The 19,535-nt window shown below is 32.8% G+C and carries 19 protein-coding genes; 14 read left to right on the forward strand and 5 right to left on the reverse strand.

The genetic code is table 11. The features are described from left to right. Positions 1-319 precede the first annotated feature (319 nt). From FC72_RS08280 to FC72_RS08310, 7 genes are all read left to right on the forward strand, one after another. A complete protein-coding gene (locus FC72_RS08280) occupies positions 320-1,942 on the forward strand; it encodes a helix-turn-helix domain-containing protein (RefSeq protein ID WP_235805167.1) in 1,623 nt (540 codons plus the stop codon). 238 nt (positions 1,943-2,180) lie between these two features. After that, entirely contained in the window at positions 2,181-3,368 is a 1,188-nt protein-coding gene (locus tag FC72_RS08285; protein WP_057766676.1) for an MFS transporter, read from the forward strand. A gap of 1 nt (position 3,369) precedes the next feature. Next, on the forward strand, positions 3,370-4,275 hold the full coding sequence (locus FC72_RS08290; protein ID WP_057766678.1) for an alpha/beta hydrolase: 906 nt from the start codon (positions 3,370-3,372) through the stop codon (positions 4,273-4,275). A gap of 9 nt (positions 4,276-4,284) precedes the next feature. After that, on the forward strand, positions 4,285-4,752 hold the full coding sequence (locus tag FC72_RS08295; RefSeq protein ID WP_057766681.1) for a hypothetical protein: 468 nt from the start codon (positions 4,285-4,287) through the stop codon (positions 4,750-4,752). Further along, a complete protein-coding gene (locus FC72_RS08300; RefSeq protein ID WP_057766683.1) occupies positions 4,752-5,594 on the forward strand; it encodes a sulfite exporter TauE/SafE family protein in 843 nt (280 codons plus the stop codon). The genes FC72_RS08295 and FC72_RS08300 overlap by 1 nt, the downstream gene beginning before the upstream one ends. Continuing rightward, positions 5,594-5,944, forward strand: a complete 351-nt coding sequence (locus tag FC72_RS08305) for a DUF1634 domain-containing protein (RefSeq protein ID WP_057766685.1) — start codon at positions 5,594-5,596, stop codon at positions 5,942-5,944. The genes FC72_RS08300 and FC72_RS08305 overlap by 1 nt, the downstream gene beginning before the upstream one ends. A gap of 69 nt (positions 5,945-6,013) precedes the next feature. Next, positions 6,014-6,943, forward strand: coding sequence for a DMT family transporter (locus FC72_RS08310; protein WP_057766688.1), 930 nt, complete (start codon positions 6,014-6,016; stop codon positions 6,941-6,943). A gap of 48 nt (positions 6,944-6,991) precedes the next feature. Here FC72_RS08310 and nrdF read toward each other — a convergent pair whose 3' ends face one another. From nrdF to nrdH, 4 genes are read right to left on the reverse strand one after another with little or no spacing between them, the layout of a single operon-like run. Continuing rightward, on the reverse strand, positions 6,992-7,996 hold the full coding sequence (nrdF, locus tag FC72_RS08315; protein ID WP_057766690.1) for a class 1b ribonucleoside-diphosphate reductase subunit beta: 1,005 nt from the start codon (positions 7,994-7,996) through the stop codon (positions 6,992-6,994). A 13-nt stretch (positions 7,997-8,009) separates the two neighbouring features. Then, entirely contained in the window at positions 8,010-10,175 is a 2,166-nt protein-coding gene (gene nrdE / locus FC72_RS08320; protein WP_057766692.1) for a class 1b ribonucleoside-diphosphate reductase subunit alpha, read from the reverse strand. Further along, positions 10,147-10,536, reverse strand: a complete 390-nt coding sequence (nrdI, locus tag FC72_RS08325) for a class Ib ribonucleoside-diphosphate reductase assembly flavoprotein NrdI (RefSeq protein ID WP_201781806.1) — start codon at positions 10,534-10,536, stop codon at positions 10,147-10,149. Before nrdI ends, nrdE begins: the two co-directional genes overlap by 29 nt. A 4-nt stretch (positions 10,537-10,540) precedes the next feature. Continuing rightward, positions 10,541-10,771 (reverse strand): glutaredoxin-like protein NrdH, encoded by a 231-nt coding sequence (nrdH, locus tag FC72_RS08330; RefSeq protein WP_057766694.1) that lies wholly within the window; start codon positions 10,769-10,771, stop codon positions 10,541-10,543. Between the two features lie 261 nt (positions 10,772-11,032). Here nrdH and FC72_RS08335 point away from each other — a divergent pair, with 261 nt between their 5' ends. After that, positions 11,033-11,665: an LVIS_2131 family protein gene (locus tag FC72_RS08335; RefSeq protein ID WP_057766696.1), complete on the forward strand. Its 633-nt coding sequence runs from the start codon at positions 11,033-11,035 to the stop codon at positions 11,663-11,665. A 191-nt stretch (positions 11,666-11,856) separates the two neighbouring features. Here the strand turns inward: FC72_RS08335 and FC72_RS08340 are convergent, their stop codons facing one another. Further along, positions 11,857-12,066: a hypothetical protein gene (locus FC72_RS08340; RefSeq protein ID WP_057766698.1), complete on the reverse strand. Its 210-nt coding sequence runs from the start codon at positions 12,064-12,066 to the stop codon at positions 11,857-11,859. An 87-nt stretch (positions 12,067-12,153) separates the two neighbouring features. Between FC72_RS08340 and FC72_RS08345 the strand changes: the two genes are divergently transcribed. From FC72_RS08345 to uxuA, 6 genes are all read left to right on the forward strand, one after another. Next, positions 12,154-12,711 (forward strand): guanylate kinase, encoded by a 558-nt coding sequence (locus FC72_RS08345; protein ID WP_057766701.1) that lies wholly within the window; start codon positions 12,154-12,156, stop codon positions 12,709-12,711. Between the two features lie 224 nt (positions 12,712-12,935). Then, entirely contained in the window at positions 12,936-13,661 is a 726-nt protein-coding gene (locus tag FC72_RS08350; RefSeq protein ID WP_057766703.1) for a C40 family peptidase, read from the forward strand. A 100-nt stretch (positions 13,662-13,761) separates the two neighbouring features. Then, the gene (locus FC72_RS08355) at positions 13,762-14,721 is read left to right on the forward strand and encodes a quinone oxidoreductase family protein (protein ID WP_057766705.1); all 960 of its coding nucleotides are present in this window, start codon (positions 13,762-13,764) and stop codon (positions 14,719-14,721) included. Positions 14,722-15,259: 538 nt separating this feature from the next. Then, the gene (locus FC72_RS08360; protein ID WP_083480789.1) at positions 15,260-16,594 is read left to right on the forward strand and encodes a gluconate:H+ symporter; all 1,335 of its coding nucleotides are present in this window, start codon (positions 15,260-15,262) and stop codon (positions 16,592-16,594) included. A gap of 166 nt (positions 16,595-16,760) precedes the next feature. Beyond that, a complete protein-coding gene (locus FC72_RS08365) occupies positions 16,761-18,395 on the forward strand; it encodes a mannitol dehydrogenase family protein (RefSeq protein ID WP_057766708.1) in 1,635 nt (544 codons plus the stop codon). 24 nt (positions 18,396-18,419) lie between these two features. Further along, positions 18,420-19,487 carry a mannonate dehydratase gene (uxuA, locus tag FC72_RS08370; RefSeq protein ID WP_057766710.1) on the forward strand — a complete coding sequence of 356 codons (1,068 nt, stop codon included), beginning with the start codon at positions 18,420-18,422 and terminating at the stop codon, positions 19,485-19,487. The last annotated feature ends 48 nt before the right edge of the window (positions 19,488-19,535 follow it).

Raw genomic sequence — 19,535 nt, forward strand, 5'->3', positions numbered from 1 at the left:
AAAAGGAAGGACAAATGTCCTTCCTTTTTTTGTCCTTTTTTTGAACTTTACCTATAATTACTTGATAATTATTATATAATGATTAAAAAAGACTATACATATTGAACATAAGGCGTAAAATAATCTTATTAGATATGTTATATTTAATATTCTTTTAATAGAATTAAATGTGTGTGCGTAGGATACTGTTTTATTACCCATATTACATAAAAAAAGATTAAAACTCACATGAGTATTAATTTTTCTTTTATGTAATATGAGACAATATTTATAAAAATATATTTTAGTTTCTACTATAAATAGAGTAACAATAGCGGGGGTGAACATTTTGGATAGTTTTACTGATTTATTTTTATCAAAATCCGAAATTGAAAAAATTCAATTATTTAACAAAATTAGACTTATTAGAACTAGTCAATTAGCAAGTGCAGATTTAATTGGAACATATAGAAATAGACATATAGTGGTAAAAGATATTAATCTTCGAAAAGCCGCTTATCAAATGAATAAGAGTTATGGAAGTGTTTATAACACATTTCTAGGTATACAAGAGGATTTTAAAGAAATCCTTGATAAGGACGATTATTCTGTTGAAGAAATGTTTTCTGTTAGTCGTGACGCATACCATGCTTATTTGACGACTAATTCTGATGGTTATAAGTTTATTGATTCAATTGTTAAAGGAACGGAAGATTCATTTAAGCATTTCTATACTAGTATGAATAGTAGTAAGGCTACAGTTCTGAGACATTTGAAACCTGTTAGAGGTTATCTAAAGCGTTTTGGAGTTAGAATTGCGTATGAACCAATGAGATTTGTTGGTGATGAAGAAGCAATTCGTTTAGCTATTGCTGCGCTATATTGGAATGCAACGCGTGGCTATGTATGGCCTTTTGAAGACTTTGCTCAAGAAACTGCTTTTAAGGTTGTTGATATTGCCCTAGATAAATATCGCATGAAGACTATCAATCATATTACTAAATTATTCTATGCATATGTTGTAATGGCACACTTGTATAGAATAATTGATGGAAACCATATGCAAAATATGGATGCCTTAAATGTTATAAATTATCCTTTCCCTAATATCTTTGAGGGTGCTAGTGCCTTGCTCGAGGGTGATACTGGTAACGATAAAGTTCGTGAATTGAAGAGAGCTATTAAAGAGGATGTTAGTTATGAGGAGCAAATGTTCCAATCAGCTGATTTCTACATTCTGTTAATGTGTGTGCCAACAACATTTGAAGTTTCAAGTGAATATTTACAAACAGTTTCTAAGCAGTTGGTAAGATATAATCCATTATTTGCTAATTTTATTGATGACTTTTTGGATCTTATTCCAATTGATGTTGAGCAAACTGTTTCAGAATTGGCATTGTCACATAAAGAGTTTTTGCGTTACAAGTATAATTTAACGACATGTATTATTGGTGTTTTGGCTCTTGACCATAAGTATATTGAAATGTTGAACTTATTCTCAGGATTTGGCGATGCTATAAGTAAAATTAAAGATGAAAATCTAGAAAGCAAGATAGAATCTACTGTGCAACACTTAATGTTGCGTGATAAATACAGTTCATTAAAGGGGAAGTCTAAGCTTATTTCTGAATCATTGTATTCAATTGCCTATAGATTCTTCTCACTATACAATAAGAACTTGAAGGTTAAAATTTATCTTGAATTAGAATCATTCTTCTTAGTTTATTCTGATCTTTCAGTAACTTTACAATCATTGCCATATGCAAAAATTGTTAGTGATTCAAAAGATGCTGATATTATTGTTACAGCTAATAGTTCAGAAATACCTGAAGATAAAATCAAGAAAGATGCATGTATTTATCGTTGGATGTATAACGGTGTTGACGGTCAAATGGGTGGATTACTCAACTTGATTTATAAAATTTGGAGTGAAGAAAAGGTAGAACAAAACTTCGATCTTTAAGGTGCTGGAGTTGCAACTTGTTAAACAATATATTATGATGGTGAATGTGCGATGAGTCGAGAGCCGCCGTATTTGGACGGCACTTGAGGTAGGATATCATGCACCACTCACCGTATTGTGAGCGATATCTTCAGTAGTTGTGTGAACCAACGTACTGATTGCTCTTATAGAGTACTACCGTTAGCCATGGTGAAAACCATGGCTTTTTTTATGAAAAATTTTAAAAGGGGTGAGAGATATGAGATCACAAAGAAGATGGTTATTGATTTTAAATATGACTTTTAATATGGTGATGGGATTTATATTGCCAGTTAATACGATTTTTATTCATAAGAATCTTCATGAGCCACTTACTACTGCTGGTTTTGCATTAATGATCTATTCTATTTTGATGATGATCGGTAATGCACTAGGTGGGGTTATGTTCGATAGATTTTCAAAAAGATGGACTTTGTATATAGGATACTTTATTTCCGTATTCTCGTTGATCGTCATGTCCTTTCACCATGTATGGCCTTCATATGTTGTATATTTGATCCTTTTGGGATTTGGTATGGGAATTTCGTATACTGCAATCAATGCTTATACAGCACTAGCAGCGGAACAAATGGTTGGTGATAGTCGAATTATCTTTAATAATATGTATCTAGCGGCTAATCTGGGTATTGCTATTGGTTCTACTGCTGTTGGATTTATCTTTAATGCAAGTATCTTTTTGACTTTCTTTATTCCGGTATTAATTTTTATTTTATGTATAATAATTTTGGCATTTAAAGCTAATATTTTTGAAGAAAGAAATACGAAAAAATCAGCATCAGGTAAGTATGTTAGTGATGATGTAGAGGATCCACGTATTAAAATTGGTCTAAGAAGATTCAGATTAAACATTGTTATTTTATGTATTGCTATTTTAATTGTTTGGATCGGATATTCTCAATGGGATAGTAATATGTCTGTTTATATGCTGGACAAGGGATTTACTACACGTGAGTATGGATTAACATTTACAATAAACGCTGGGTCATTATTGATTATTCAGCCAGTTATGAACCGTGTTGTCTCTAAAATATTTAAATTATTGAAAACACAACTATTGTTAGGAATTTCAATTATGGGACTATCATTTTTGATTTTGCCAACAGCCAAAACTTATCTTGCTTTTGTTATTAGTATGTTGGTTGTTACGGTTGGTGAATCAATGGTATTTCCAACTATTCCTGCTCTATTAAGTAAATTCTCAACTAATAAAAATCGTGGAACTTTCCAAAGCTTCTATAGTATGTTTGGTTCACTAGGAAGAGCATTGGGTCCATATGTTGGTAGTTTAGTGGTAACTTGGATGTCATTTGGCCACATGTTTTATGGAATCACTTTGATGTTGCTAGTGGTTGCTGCCACAATGATTGGTATTAAAGAGTTGGAATAATATGATAGTAATTATTTTGATATTGTTATTACTGGTTATTGTAGGTACCATCTTGAATATCTTCTTTTTATACATCCAAAAAAGAGGTTCAAGTACTTTAGGCTCAAATCCTCCTAATGTAAAACGAGATCCGGGTTTAGATCAAAAGACAGCTGAATTTTTAAAAATAAAGAAAACAGAATTAAAAATTGAGTCTAAATTCAATCACAATCAACTTTATGGTTGGTTTACTGAAGCAAAATATCCAACAGAATCAACGGTAATTTTAGTTCATGGTTTTGCAGTGGATCATAATTCTTTAAATATTCATGCTCAATTATTTTATAATTTAGGTTATAATGTCTTGCAGATTGATAATCAGGCTGCTGGAAAAAGTTCCGGCAAGTATATGGGATATGGATTCATTGAAAGTCTAGATCTCATTGATTGGGTCGATAAGATTAAAAGTAAGTATCCTAATGGGAAAATAGTACTCTTTGGAGCTTCAATGGGTGCGGCAACTGTTATGTTGGCAAGTCCAAAGTTGAACGGAAAAGTGTCAGCAATTATTGAAGATTCTGGATACACTAGTACTAAAGATATTCTGTCGTACCATGCGCAAAATATGTATCACATTAAAGGCCGCTTACTTATTAATGGAATATCTTTATTTTCAAGAATCAGAGCAGGATTTTTTTATGGTCAGGCAGACTGTTTAAAGGCTTTGAGTAAGAATAAAATTCCAGTACTGTTTATGCATGGTCAAAATGATTTTACTGTTCCATTTGAAATGGAAGAAAAGTTATACACCTGTGGAAACTTTTTTAGGGAAAAATATGTTAGTCAAGGTGTGCATATTCGTAGCTACTATATCGATTCGATCAATTATCAAAAATCTGTGGAAAAGTTTTTAAAGCATATTCAATAGGAGAATATTATGAAAATAAATATTAAAGAGTTCATGGACAAGATTGAAAATAATGAATTTAAGCAAGATCATTTTGAAATAAGTAAGGATGATCTTTTACAATCTGATTCTTGGGTCTTAGAACAAGCAAAAGCTATTTTAGATAAGGATGAAGAATTGTCTCAGGTAATGATTCATGTTGCTGATGAGGAATTCGATATTGATTTCTATTTGGAAACTGGTGTGATCAATCTACCATTCGATGATGCTAAAAAGGTAACTCACTTTTTTGAAGATGAAGAAATTGTTGATACGAAGATTTATCTTTCAACTAGATGTGATTATTTAAATGCATCAAAATTTCATATCGACTTAATTTCAGAAAATAAGTTGGAAAATGATGAAATGAAGAAAACTTTAGATATAATGAAAGAGAACTATCAAACTAGTCTAGAGAACTTCAATAAGAAGGATGAATCAGAAACCGAGGAAAAGTAATGAATTCAATGTTACTGATATTATTAATGGGACTTTTTGCTGGATGCCTAGGAGCGATTCTTGGTATTGGTGGAGGGATGATCATTACACCAATTTTAACCATTATGATGGGGCTTGATATTAAATATGCCATTGGTGCAAGTATCATTTCTGTTATCGCTACAAGTTCGGGTTCAACAATTGCTTATTTAAAAGATGATATGTTGAACCTTCGTGTGGCAATGTTTTTGGAAATTGCAACGACCGTCGGAGCAATTATGGGGGCTTTGTTAGTGGGGTTATTCTCTAGTTCGTTCCTGTATGTTTTGTTTGGATTTTTCTTGCTGTATTCGACATATAATATGGTTCGTAAGTTGATGGATAAAAAAGGTGAGAATGTTTATGTTGGACATGATCTAATTGTAGATAAATTGAAGTTGTCTAATACTTACTACGATAAATCGGAGCAAAAACAAGTTGATTACTCAATGAAGAATGTTCCTGGTGGATTTATTATGATGTGGGCTGCTGGTCTTGCTAGTGGTTTACTTGGTATTGGTAGTGGTGCTTTTAAAGTTATTGCTATGGATACAATTATGAAGATGCCATTAAAACCATCTAGTGCTACTAGTAATTTAATGATGGGTGTAACTGCTGCAGCTAGTGCAACGGTATACTTTTTCAATGGTTCTATTAGACCAGATATTGCTGGTCCTTTAGCTATTGGTGTCTTAGTTGGTGCCACAATTGGTGCTAGAATTATGCAAGTACTCAAACCAAAAATTATTCGAATGATTTTTATCCCAATTATTTTGTATATGGGTGTTCAAATGGTTCTTAAAGGATTTGGGGTGAACCTATAATGCATGAAGAAATGAGAAAAGTTGAATTAATTATTGGTAAGATCTTACGTATCGGTGTTGTTACTTCAGAAATTGTAATTTTAATTGGAATTGCACTTTATTTCTTAAATGGTAGTGGTTATACAGGTAGTTTTCCGACTAGATTCGGAACTATCATAAGTGGTATTGCTGCTGGAAAATCCTATGCGATTATTATGCTAGGAATATTTCTATTGATTTTGACACCGGTATTACGGGTTGTTGTTTCAATTTATGCTTTTTATAAAGAAAAAGATACGATGTACGTAATTATTACAACAGCTGTATTGATCATTTTGATCATTGCAATGTTATTAGGATATAGAAGTTAAAATGAGTCTATCAAATGTTATTTTTGATAGGCTTTTTTAGTACAATTAGGTGAGTTGGGAGATGATAATATGTTAGCGATTATGATTGGATTGATCATTGGAATTGGATTGCCGATTCAAACTAGTATTAATTCGCGTTTGAAGGTAGCTTTAGGATCACCATTTTTAGCCTCATTAACGTCATTTACTATTGGAACTATTTTACTAGCAGTTATGACGTTATTAATTGAACATAGTTTGTTTTTCCCCATAAAATTATTTACTGAACAACCTGCTTGGTTATGGGTCGGTGGAGTTTTTGGAGTAATCTACCTAACGGCTAATATATTATTATTTCCAAAGCTTGGTAGTGTACAGACGGTTATCATGCCTGTTTTAGGGCAAATAATTATGGGATTATTGATAGATAATTTTGGATTATTTTATTCTTTGAAAAGTCCATTAACTTTTACGAGATTGATTGGAGCATTATTAGTTCTGTTAGGAGTAACGGGTGCTGTTTCAATTAATGATCTTATAAATAGACGTCATCATAAGATGGATAAAGAGGAGTCAGGTCTATTTATTTGGAGATTATTTGGAATTGTTGCAGGGATGTTAAGTGCTTCTCAGGCGGCAATTAATGGTCATTTAGGAGGAGTACTACATTCTACGGTTAAAGCCGCCTTTTTTTCTTTCTTGATAGGAACTATATGCTTATTATTGATAGTTATAATAATTCGTCCAGAATTAAAAATAAGTAAAACTAAAAAGAAAAATCCTTGGTGGATGTGGCTTGGAGGGATTATTGGAGGTCTGTATATATTAGGAAATGTATATTTAGTTCCAATAGTTGGAACAGGTCTATCTGTAGTTATCATCTTGCTAGGATTAATGATCGGTAGTTTAATAATTGATCAGTTTGGAATTTTAGAATCAAAAAGAAATCCAGTCACAGTTGCACAAATACTAAGTCTGTTAGTAATGATCAGTGGTGTAGTTATAATTAGATTATTTTAGGGTATAAAAAAGATCGACATCTATGAAAATAGTGTCGATCTTTTTAAATTATTTATTTTTTAGTTTATTAACTAAAGAATTTCCATCTTTTAGTCCGATATCATAATCAGAATCTTTCATAGCTTCAACTTTACCCATTAAGTAACCATTACCTACTTGTGAGAAGAAATCATGATTACTTGTACCAGTTGAGATACCATTCATAACGATAGGATTGACATCTTCAGCATTACCATCTGGAAATAGTGGACTTTGACCAAGGTTCATTAAGGCTTTATTTGCGTTATATCTTAGGAATACCATAACTTCATCAACCCAACCGACTTTATCATAAAGGGTCTTAGTGTATTGTTCTTCATTATCATAAAGTTGATATAAGAAGTCGTACATCCAATCACGCATTTTATCTTGTTCATCAGAACTTAACTCATTAAAGCCTAATTGGAATTTATATCCAATATAAGTACCGTGAACTGATTCATCACGAATGATCAGCTTGATAATTTCAGCTACGTTAGCTAATTTGTTATTTCCTAAGTAATAAAGTGGTGTATAAAATCCGGAATAGAATAAGAAACTTTCTAGGAAAACACTGGCAACCTTTTTCTCTAGAGCTGTTCCGTTTTGATAGACATCGTTAATGAATTTAGCCTTCTTTTGAAGGTGTTCGTTGTGATCTGTCCATTCGAAAATTTCTTCAATTTCCTCAGCACTATTTAATGTACTAAAAATTGAGGAATAACTTTTAGCATGAACTGATTCCATAAATTGAATATTATTAAAAACAGCAGTTTCAGCTTGAGTATGAACATTTTTAAGCATTGCTTGAATACCATCTTGAGATTGTAGTGTATCAAGTAATGTTAATCCTCCAAAAACATGTCCAACAACGGTCTGTTCTTCTTTACTTAAAGTACGCCAATCATCTAAGTCGTTTGATAAAGGTATACGTGTATCTAACCAGAACTGAGAAGTCAACTTTTCCCAAGTAGCCTTATCAACGACATCTTCAATTTTGTTCCAGTTCATGGCCTTATAGTACGTATCAACCATTTAAAAATTCCTCCTAAATTGAGCAGCTTTCACATTCGTTACTGCCGATTTCATCATTATTCTCTGTAAATGTTCTGACGTAATAGAGTGACTTAATGCCCTTATAATATGCATAATTACGTAAAATACTTAAATCACGCGTTGTTTGTTTAGAATCAGTTTTCCATTCGTAAATACCATCAGGAATCTCTGAACGCATGAATAGTGTCAAACTCATACCTTGATCTACGTGCTCTTGAGCTGATGCGTAAATATCAATAACTTTACGCATATCAGTATCATAGGCAGATTTGTAGAATTTGATCGTATCATTATCTAGTAGTGGAGCTGGGAAATAGAGTTTACCATTCTTCTTCTCTTGTCTTTCCTCAACTAGACGAGTTATAGGTTGTAAGCTGGCACTTGTATTATTTATATAAGAAATTGATCCATTAGGGGCAACTGCTAAACGATAAGCATTATATAATCCATGTTTCATTACGCTATCCTTTAGTTTAGACCATTCTGCTTGCGTAGGAATATCAATTCCTGCAAATAGTTTTTTCACAAGTTCGGATTTTGGCGCAAAACTGGTATTTAGATACTTGTCAAAGTAAGATCCGTTTGCATAATTTGAATTTTCAAAATTATAAAATGTTTCATTACGATCGATAGCAATGTTGTTGCTTTCAACTAAAGTCCAATAGTTTAACAGCATGAAGTAAGTTCCGATAAACTCGATTGATTCAGGTGATCCATATTCAATATGTTGGCTTGCTAAATAAGTGTGCAGTCCCATAGCACCTAAACCAATTGAATGGTTTAATTTATTACCATTTGCAACTGAAGGTACAGCTTGAATATTTGAGACGTCACTGACATAAGTTAAGGCACGAGTCATAGCACGAATTGATTTACCAAAATCTGGAGTTTTCATCATGTTATAGATGTTTGTTGAACCAAGATTACAACTAACATCAGTACCCATTTTTACGTATTCTTGTGCATCATTGATCTCTGAAGGAGTTTGTACTTGTTGAATCTCTGTACAAAGATTACTCATAATAACCTTACCGTCAATTGGATTATCGCGATTAGCAGTATCGATATTCAAAACATATGGATATCCAGATTCTTGTTGTAACTTACTAATTTCGTCTTCAAGTTCACGAGCATTTATCTTGTATTTCTTAATACGAGGATCAGCCACCATGTTGTCATATTCTTTTGTGATATCAATATATGAGAATGGTTTTCCATAAACTCGCTCAACAGAATAAGGACTGAAAAGATACATATCGGCATCTTCTCTAATTAGTTCGTAATATTTATCCGGAACGATAACACCTAAAGAAAGAGTTTTAACACGGATTTTTTCATCAGCATTTTCTTTTTTTGCAGAAAGAAAATCAATGATATCAGGGTGAAATACATTAAGATAAACAGCACCGGCACCTTGTCTTTGGCCCAGTTGATTACTATAACTAAAACTGTCTTCTAACAACTTCATAACTGGTAAAACGCCAGATGAAGAGTTGGCAACACCCTTGATCGGTGAACCTGATTCACGCAAATTAGACAGAGTAATACCAACACCTCCACCAATTCTTGAAAGTTGTAAGGCACTATTTATTGTACGACCGATACTATTCATATCATCAGTTACTTGAAGAAGGAAACAAGATACATATTCGCCACGTCTTTTTCTACCTGCATTTAAAAATGAAGGAGTTGCAGGTTGATAGCGTTGTTCGATCATTTCAATTGCTAGGGTATGAGCTAATTCTTGATCTCCATCAGCATAAAGCAAGGCATTAAAAAGAATTCTCATTTCATAGTTTTCTAAATATAGATCGCCATCATCTGTTTTTAGAATGTATTGATTGTAAAGTTTATAAGCAGCCATGAATGACTTAAATTGGAAATGCTTATCAAGTAATTCTTGGTATAACTTTTCAATGAAATCAAATGAATACTTATTAATAACATCTTCTTCAATAAAGTTATTATCAATTAAATAATCGATATGCTCTTTAAGAGAAGCAAATTTTTTAGTATTTGGTTCAACGTTTTCAGCAAAAAAAGCTTTAATAGCTTCACGATCCTTGTTTAAAGGAATTTTGCCATCTACGGGGATGTTTATTTCATTATTTAATTTAAAGTAAGTTACTTTAGTTACGTCCAGATTGTTTAGTCCCAAGGTTATTCACTACTTTCTTAAAATTTTCTACGTCTTTATTAGTTCCATTAAATTCAAACTCGAAAACAACTGGGACATTTAGTCCAGTAGCTATATCTCTTGCCGTGTGATTATACAAGGTATTAAAGTTTCTATTGCCGCCGCCAGCAACACCGATACAATTGTCATGGTTTGTCTTATATTGAAGAAAATCAATGACAGAATCCATCATATCATCGTCGTAAGCAGGTACTATAAGAATAAATTGCCGACCCATTTCGTGGAACGGATCGGCATCGTTTATTTCATATCCTGTAAAGCCGGTCTTGTCCATAAATCGTCTTGTTTGACCGGTAATTGAATAAAAGGCTATATCTATCATATTATTAGCCTACTAATTCCTTTAGACTGTCTGGACGGAATCCAACAATAGGGTCAGTATTATCTTGCATAACGATCGGCACACTCTTAAAACCTTGTTGTTTTAAAAAGTCTAAATATTTAGGATCTTGGTTGATGTTTCTTTCTTCAAAGTTAACGTTGTGTTCTTTGAGAAATCTCTTTGTCATCTTGCATTGCATGCAGTTATTTTTGCTATATACGATTACATTGTTCATAGTCTGATACCTCTTTTTGATGTTAATGTCATGTTCTAGTATAAAACATTTGTTCTGACTAACACAACATATAGTTCTCGTAAATCTACATAAATACCATATGATGTATGGTGAAACCTAGTACTGTAATATCTTTTAGATAAGCACTCGATTTATTATAATTTACTTGAGTCGTGGTAAAATTACCGTAATGACTATTATAGATTTATTAGTTAAAATTGAAAGTACTAAAAGACAATTAATTTTAGTTGGGAGAAAATTATGAGTTCTTGGAATTTAATTGGAATTATTGCATGGGTTGTTGTCATTGCTTTGTTAGTTTGGGTCGTTTTCAATATTAGAAATCGTCACTTAAAACTTTTAGTAGTAAAAAAAGAAAAAATAACTTGGAAAACAGTGTTGACCGACTTGATTGAAATTATTGTCGTTATTGCAGCTGTGGTAGGGATGTTATATGCATGCCTATTTTCAAATGCTGATTTGAGTAGTAAGAAAGATATCTCAATGTCTTACAAATATGAGCCAATGATCATTCAAACTACTGAAGACGGACAAGGATACTATGTCAAAATAAGTAAAGGTAATTCTCATGGTAATAATGATGTTTACCAATACTGGGTAAATAATTCTACTTACAATGTATCTAGTCGTGATGCGACTATTTCAGATGCGACGTTGCCTTTCAATTTTTCGGGAGTACGTATCAGTTGGCCAGTAGATAAATTTAAGCAGATGGATGATAAGTATCAATCAGCTTATGTTATTACTGCTCAAGCAAAATACAAAAAGAACTTTATCAATGGATTGGGATTGAAAGCTGGACGTCTAGCAACGGAATATCGTGTGTTAAGAGTGCCTGCTCGTTCATTTATTGATGTAAGTCACAGTAAGTAAGAGAGTGCGATAAAAGGCGGTTTGCCACCGGAGCATAGCCTAGAACCACAAATGATTGGAACTATCAATCGTTTGTGGTTCGTAGCTATGTGGAGGTTGCAGCCTTTGGTTGCACGTTTAGTCTATAAAAATTTGGAAAAGAAAAAAGGGGTTGTGACTAATGTCACTGCCCCTTTATTACCTATTACTTGTTATTTGATCTTTTTGATTTTCTTGATGCTAACAACTATTTTATTGTTTAATTCCATCTTATTGGAATTATCTTTGGGATCATTTTCAACAATTTCCATCAAAGCTGAATGTTCGTAAATCTTTTCGACTTTTCCTTTAAATGGATGATCCATATCTTCATCTACTTTACACTCGTAAGTGTCGCCGACTTTTAAATCTTCTATTTTCATGAACAAGATCTCCTAAAATTTTACTTAACAGCATAGTATATTAATATAGTAGAATAGAAATTTCAAATCAAAAGCTAGGATAATGCAATGAATAAGAAAATTATTGTCATAACAGGTGCAAGTGGTACAGGGAAAACCACTATTAGTCATTACTTGAAAGAGAATTATCAAATTCCTAACGTAATTACGCATACTACTAGAATGCCACGTGATGGTGAGAAAAATGGCGTCGATTATTATTTTGAAACTGATAAAAGTTTTTCAGAAAATCATTACTTGGAAAAGGTAGAATATAGTGGTCATAAATATGGATCTTCAGAAGAAGGTCTGGAATCTATGTGGAATAAAGTTGATGTAGCAAGTATTGTTGTCGATACCGCGGGTGCAATAGCATATAAGAAGAAATATGGTAAACAAGCTATTGTTATATTTTTAGAATTAGATCTTCCTAGTTTATCGGAAAGATTGAAAAAAAGAGGAGATAATCCAGATAGAATTATCCAAAGAATAAATAGTGAGGAATTCCATCGAGATCTTAAAATTCCACAAGAATTACAAGGAAAAGCCTACGAAATAGTCAATAAAGACATGAATATTACTAAAATCAAGGTAGATAAGCTAATGAAAGCTCTAAATCTTGAATAAATGACATAAAAGCAAAAAGCCTCAAAACACTGTAGTACCAGTGTTTTGAGGCTTTTTGTATTATTTAAGTAATAAAGTGTAACATTCTTATACAATTGCTGTAACAATTCTGAAATATTCGGAGAGTATTATAGTCATCGTTGAGTGATAAGGAAACATTAATTAAGAAAATTTAAACATTTAAAAAAAACAAAAAAAAACAAACCATTCGGGGGATTTCAATTTTGAATACTAAAATTAAAAAGAGTTTAATTTCATTTACAGCAGCTGCATCATTGGCAGTTACAGGATTAGGTATGACAGGTTTAACAACACATGCCGCAACACAAATCATTACAGAAAACGTTCCATCAGTAGTTACTGCTAACAAGACAGCTATGCTATACAAGACACCTTCTAAAGATGGTGATACAACAGGACGTGCTATTGCTGCTAATACTCCATGGGCTGTAGGTAAAGAAGCTATGGATGACCAAGGTAACATTTGGTACTTCATCGGTACTGACGCATGGGTACAAGCATCAGACGTTACAACAAACACAGAATCACAAGCAACTGACGACTCAGCTACACAAGCTGCTACAACAGAATCAACTTCTGACACAGTTATCAGTACTGCTAAAAAGTATATTGGTACACCATATGTATGGGGTGGTAAGACACCAAGTGGTTTTGACTGCTCAGGTTTCACATCATACATATACAACGAAGCACTAGGTAAGAACATTGGTTCATACACAGTTGCTCAAGAAGGTGCTGGACAACAAGAATCAGTATCAGAAGCTCAAGCCGGAGACCTATTGTTCTGGGGTAGCAAAGGTTCAACATACCACGTAGCTATCTACTTAGGTAACAACCAATACATCGCTGCTCCAAAGCCTGGTGACACAGTTAGTGTTGCTACAATCTCAGGTTACTTCATGCCTTCATTTGCTGTTCACGTAAACTAGGATAAGTAATTTAACGATAAATTCAAAATTAAAGCCCAAGACTGCCATATGGCGGTCTTTTTTTATTGCATTATAATAGGACAAGTTAGGATGTGTAAAGATGAAAGCAGCTTATATAGAACAGACAGGATCATATGAAAAAATTAAAGTTGGAGATTTACCAATTCCTGAAGTTAAATCTTCAGAAGTACTGTTGAAAGTAGATTATGTATCAGTAAACCACATTGATACTTTTGTTCGAGCAGGTGGATTTAAGACAAATATGCAGTATCCATTTGTTATTGGAAGAGATGCAGTTGGAACGATTCAAAAAATCGGCGATGAAGTGACAGAATTTAGGGTCGGAGATCGAGTTTGGACTAATAGCATGGGCTATGATGGAAGATCTGGGATTACCAGTGAATTTGTGGCAGTCCCAACTAATCGTCTATTCAAAGCTCCAGATGTTGATGAAAGACAATTGATAGCATCAGTACATTCATCAGCTACTGCACAAATACTTTTATCAGATATCTTAAAAGTGAAATCTAATAAGAATATTTTGATAGAAGGAGCTGCTGGACATGTTGGCACAAAGTTATTGCAGATAAGCAAATTATTGGGATTAAACGTTACAACTACCAGTAATCAACGAGACTTTGATCGTTTAAAAAAACTTGGCAGTAATGAACTTATTGATTATCATCAAGAAATATCTGGTATAGATGAATTGTTTGATTATATTGTTGATACATCTGGAAAAGTAGATTTAAATGATAATTTAAATTTGTTGAACTTGTATGGTCAAATAGGGATGATAACTGCTCCTAAATCTAATCAGTTTAAGTTTGATGTGCGTGAATTTTATACGAGTAGTAAATCTATAAAGGGTTTTGTTATAAGTCATGCTAGTTTAGAGCAATTACGAGGTGCTGGTAGAGCATTGAATTACGGCTTTGAGAATAATCAATTATTAGATGATTCAATATTAGAATTACCTTTGGAGAAAGCCTCTGAAGCACATAGGATGCTTGAAGAGGGACTTGATCATGGTAAGAGAATTGTTTTGAAGGTAAATTAAAAAGTAAGAGAGCAGGATAATATGTTTTGGGAGTAGTACTATGCCACCTCCAGGAACAAGAAAATTAATCCGCTATGGGACTGACCCGAGCCTCGGTCTTGGGTCTCGATTTTGAGCTTCGCAAAGTGCGCAAAATTCAAAAGTCGTCCTGTGCTGTAAGGCCGGAAATCCACCGACCTAACACCACCTTCACAGTGGCCCAATTTTCTTGTTCCTTCCGGCTAGGTTATTCTTTGTTTTTGTTAAATAATGTAATGACTTGAGTATTAAAGTTTATTTTGGAGATTTCAATCCTTAATTAGAATATAAGTAATGCAAGGCGAGAGTGAATAAATCCTAATGAAATCAGGATTTATTCACTCTCGTTTGCTATCTCATGAAAAAAAATCTTTTGTGATATTGTCATATCTTTTTTAAAAGTTAACTAAGCAATAGTTGGATACATAAGTATAAAAAAATAGATATGTTATTGAAAACGCATACAATAAGAGTTAGTATACTGATATACTAGTATATTACATAAAAGGGGGTTTTTATTTTGAGTGCTGACGTACTATCTCTACTTTGGGTTCTTGTGGGTATTCTTCTACTCGTATTCATGATTGTTAAACTGAAGTTTCATAATATTGTTGCATTGCTAATTTCTGGTCTTTTTATTGCATTTATGGAAGGTATGAAAATAACTAAAGTAGTACCAACTATTCAAAAAGGTTTAGGTGGTATTTTAGGAACTTTAGCCTTAATTGTTATTTTTGGTGCCATAATCGGTAAATTAATGACGGATTCAGGTGCTTCTCAACAGATTGCCGATACTATAGTTTCCAAAATGGGAGTTAAATTATTACCGTTTGCTTTATTAATAATTGGAACGATTTTTGGTATGGCCATGTTTTATGAAGTTGCATTTTTAATAACTGCACCATTAGTTATTAATATTGCAAAGGAAGCTAAAATCCCATATATGCGACTAATAATACCAACAATAGCTGGTGCAACTATGGGGCATAGTATTTTTCCACCACAGCCTGGTCCAATGGCCTTAGTTTCAGCGTTTCATGCAGATATAGCCCAAGTTTATATTTGGGGATTTGTTGTTATAATACCAACAATAATTTGTTCAGGTGTGCTTATACGTAAATTCATTCCTGGACTTGATAATATGCCCCTTGGCAATGTCATGAAGCCCGTTGATAGAAAGCCAAAAGAAGAATTACCATCTTTTGCAATCAGCATTTTAGTACCATTATTACCAGCAATTTTAATGATTATTTCTTCTATCGTTAAACTATTTATCAATCCTGGTTCTACAGTATATAAAATTACTGAATTCATAGGTAGTGCTGAGATAAGTATGCTAATTACTGTTTTGGTAGCCATGGTTGTATTTGGATATAAACAGCATAAATCTGGTACTGAGATTACTCAGCAATTAACTAACGCCATTGAAGGTGTTTCTAATGTATTGCTTGTTATAGCTGCAGGTGGAGTAATGAAAGAGGTAATTATAGATACTGGTGTAGGTAATACTATTGTCGGAATGCTTGGTCACTTACCTGTTTCACCTCTTATTCTTGCATGGATCATTACTGTCGTGATTAGAATTTTAACAGGACAAGGTGCTGTTGCTGCTATAACTGCTGCAGGAATTGTAGCTCCTATGATTGCCGCATTTAATGTAAATCCAGTATTAATGGTTTTAGCATGTGCCTGTGGTAGTAATACTATGACCTTAATGTACGATGGGGGATTCCTATTGTTCCAACAATCATTTGGAATTTCTATGAAAGATACATTTAAGACATGGGGATCACTTGAATTTGTTAATTCATTTGTTGGTCTTTTGATGGTATTGGGATTAAGTCTTGTTATCTAGTCGATCTTATTTATTTTTTTGATTGATATAGTATCTGATATATCAGATACTATTTTTATAAAGTATATTTTTCCTTAAAATCAAAAACTTATATATGTTAAAGCAGTGTAAAATCAAGATTCGTTTTTTAGATTTAAATAATATAAATTTTAGTGGAGATAATTAAATGGTTAAATTAAATGATGATTACTTAACTAATAAAGATGCTTTTTCAAGTGTAGGAATTACTACTCCTGAATTTGATCAAGTTAAGGTAAAACAGGATACAGAAAAGAATCCTCGTTGGGTTCATTTCGGTGGCGGAAATCTATTTAGATGTTTTCATGCTACAATTGCTCAGGATTTATTGAACAAAGGTGAATTAGATAGTGGTGTTGTAGTTGCAGAAACTTATGATGATGAAGTCATTAATAAAATTTATCATCCATATAATGACAGATTTTTGAGTGTCACAATGAAGAGCGATGGTTCACTTGATAAAGAGCTTGTTGCCAGTGTTGGGGAGAGTATTTACTTAAATAGAGATAATTCTGATGATTTTAATAAATTAACTGATATTTTTGAGAATAGATCCTTACAGATGACAACATTTTCTATTACCGAAAAAGGATATAACTTAGTTAATATTAATGGCGACTTAATCGCAGCAGCGGTTAAAGATATTGAAAAAGGGCCTGACTTTGCACAGACAAATATGGGTATTGTTACATACTTATTGTATAAACGTTTCCAAAATGGTGCTTTTCCAATTGCAATGGTAAGTACAGATAACTTTTCACAAAATGGTCAGAAGTTGGAAGACGCTGTTTTGTTGATTGCCAAAGGCTGGGTTAAAAATAAATTAGTTGATTCAAAATTCGTGGATTACTTAACGAATACGAATAAAGTAAGTTTTCCATGGTCAATGATAGATAGAATCACTCCAAATCCTTCAGAATCAGTTAGTTCAAGATTAAATGATGAAGGCTTTGAAGACACTGATATTGTTCATACGACAAAACATACAAATATTGCACCATTTGGTAATACTGAAGAGACACATTATTTAGTAATTGAAGATAGCTTTCCAAATGGACGCCCAGCTCTTGAAAAAGCTGGAGTATTGATGGCAGATAGAAATACTGTTAATGATGCTGATCAAATGAAAGTTACTGCATGCTTAAATCCTCTTCATACTTCATTAGCTATTTTTGGTTGCCTCCTAGATTATAAGAAGATTTCAGATGAAGTTAGTGATGAGGACTTACTTGGATTGATTAAGAATTTAGGTTACGGAGAAGATTTACCAGTTGTTATTGACCCTAAAATTATTAACCCTAAAGAATTTATAGATCAATTAATTAATAAAAGATTACCTAACAAAAATATACCTGATACACCTCAAAGAATTGCTACTGATACATCACAAAAAATTCCAATTAGATACGGTGTCACAATTAAGCATTACGTTGATGCAACTGATAAAGATGTTAAAGATTTGGAATTTATTCCTTTGGTACTTGCTGGATGGTGTAGATATCTAATGGGAATCGATGACAATGGAAATAAATTTGAATTAAGCAACGATCCTTTGTTAGACGACTTACAACCATACGTTAAAGATATTAAATTAGATGACAAAGTTAATGTTTCTGAAGTTTTGAAACCAATTTTGAGCAATCAAAGTATTTTTGCAAATGATTTATATGCTATTGGTTTAGCTGATAAGGTAGAAAATTACTTTAGTAAAATGATTCAAGGCAAAGGTGCTATTAGAAAAACAATTTCAGATACAGTATCAAATAAAGGTAAGAAATTTTAAAAAGAGAAGAGAGTTTAAGTAATTATGGAAATGGGATTCCGTTGGTACGGTGAAAAAGATGATCCAATTAAGTTACAAGATATCCGTCAGATTCCTGGCACAAAGCAAGTTGTGGGTGCCTTATATGACATTCCAGTTGGTGAAGTTTGGCCTAAGAGTGAGATAAAGAGTTTAAAGGATCAAGTAGAATCAGCAGGATTAAAAATTAAAATTATTGAATCAGTTAATATTCATGATGATATTAAAATTGGTTTACCATCTAGAGATAAATATATTGAGAATTATAAAGAGACAATCAAAAATTTAGCAGCATATGGAATTAAAGTTATTTGCTATAACTTTATGCCAATTTTTGATTGGGTTAGAACAGATTTGCATTATAAGTTAGCTGATGGGTCAACTGATTTAGCATTTCAACATAAAATCGTTGAAGGTTCTCCAGATGATATTATTAAATCAGTTCAAAAGAATTCAAATGGATTTATTTTGCCAGGTTGGGAACCAGAAAGATTGGCAGAAGTTAAGAAGTTATTTAAAGCATATGAAAATGTTGATGAGAATAAACTAGCAGAAAATATGGAGTACTTTTTGAAAGCTATTATGCCAACATGTGAGAAGTATGATGTCAAAATGGCAATGCATCCTGATGATCCGCCTCGTCCATTATTTGGACTACCAAGAATTTATAAAAACGTTGAAGATATGCGTAAAATTGAAAATATGTATGATTCTCCATATAATGGTTTCACTATTTGTACGGGTAGTTTAGGAGAAAATCCTAAAAATGATGTTCCGGCAATCATTAGAGAATTCGTTAAAAAGAATAAGGCACCATTTATTCATGTCAGAAATATCAAATTTATGGGTAATGAAGGTGACTTCCACGAATCAGCTCATCTGTCATCAGAAGGCTCATTAGATATGTATGAAATTATGAAAGCATTACATGATACAAACTTTAATGGTGTCGTAAGACCTGACCACGGACGTGATATTTGGGGTGAAGAAGGTCGCCCTGGATATGGATTATATGATAGAGCGTTAGGTATTGCTTACTTAAACGGATTGTGGGAAGCTTTAAATAAAGCTTAGTCATAAAAATTAGATAGCATAGGAAGAGTGATAGATATAATGGATGTA

The sequence above is a fragment of the Companilactobacillus tucceti DSM 20183 genome, assembly GCF_001434665.1.
In the GTDB taxonomy this organism is placed as follows: Bacteria; Bacillota; Bacilli; order Lactobacillales; family Lactobacillaceae; genus Companilactobacillus; species Companilactobacillus tucceti.

Bases quoted from the DNA above. Each gene is read 5' to 3' on its own strand.
- FC72_RS08355 (WP_057766705.1), top strand. From the start codon at position 13,762: ATGAAAGCAGCTTATATAGAACAGACAGGATCATATGAAAAAATTAAA.
- FC72_RS08365 (WP_057766708.1), top strand. From the start codon at position 16,761: ATGGTTAAATTAAATGATGATTACTTAACTAATAAAGATGCTTTTTCA.
- nrdH (WP_057766694.1), bottom strand. From the start codon at position 10,771: ATGAACAATGTAATCGTATATAGCAAAAATAACTGCATGCAATGCAAG.
- FC72_RS08300 (WP_057766683.1), top strand. From the start codon at position 4,752: ATGAATTCAATGTTACTGATATTATTAATGGGACTTTTTGCTGGATGC.
- FC72_RS08290 (WP_057766678.1), top strand. From the start codon at position 3,370: ATGATAGTAATTATTTTGATATTGTTATTACTGGTTATTGTAGGTACC.
- nrdI (WP_201781806.1), bottom strand. From the start codon at position 10,536: ATGATAGATATAGCCTTTTATTCAATTACCGGTCAAACAAGACGATTT.
- FC72_RS08295 (WP_057766681.1), top strand. From the start codon at position 4,285: ATGAAAATAAATATTAAAGAGTTCATGGACAAGATTGAAAATAATGAA.
- FC72_RS08285 (WP_057766676.1), top strand. From the start codon at position 2,181: ATGAGATCACAAAGAAGATGGTTATTGATTTTAAATATGACTTTTAAT.
- uxuA (WP_057766710.1), top strand. From the start codon at position 18,420: ATGGAAATGGGATTCCGTTGGTACGGTGAAAAAGATGATCCAATTAAG.
- FC72_RS08335 (WP_057766696.1), top strand. From the start codon at position 11,033: ATGAGTTCTTGGAATTTAATTGGAATTATTGCATGGGTTGTTGTCATT.
- nrdF (WP_057766690.1), bottom strand. From the start codon at position 7,996: ATGGTTGATACGTACTATAAGGCCATGAACTGGAACAAAATTGAAGAT.
- FC72_RS08345 (WP_057766701.1), top strand. From the start codon at position 12,154: ATGAATAAGAAAATTATTGTCATAACAGGTGCAAGTGGTACAGGGAAA.
- FC72_RS08340 (WP_057766698.1), bottom strand. From the start codon at position 12,066: ATGAAAATAGAAGATTTAAAAGTCGGCGACACTTACGAGTGTAAAGTA.
- FC72_RS08305 (WP_057766685.1), top strand. From the start codon at position 5,594: ATGCATGAAGAAATGAGAAAAGTTGAATTAATTATTGGTAAGATCTTA.
- FC72_RS08310 (WP_057766688.1), top strand. From the start codon at position 6,014: ATGTTAGCGATTATGATTGGATTGATCATTGGAATTGGATTGCCGATT.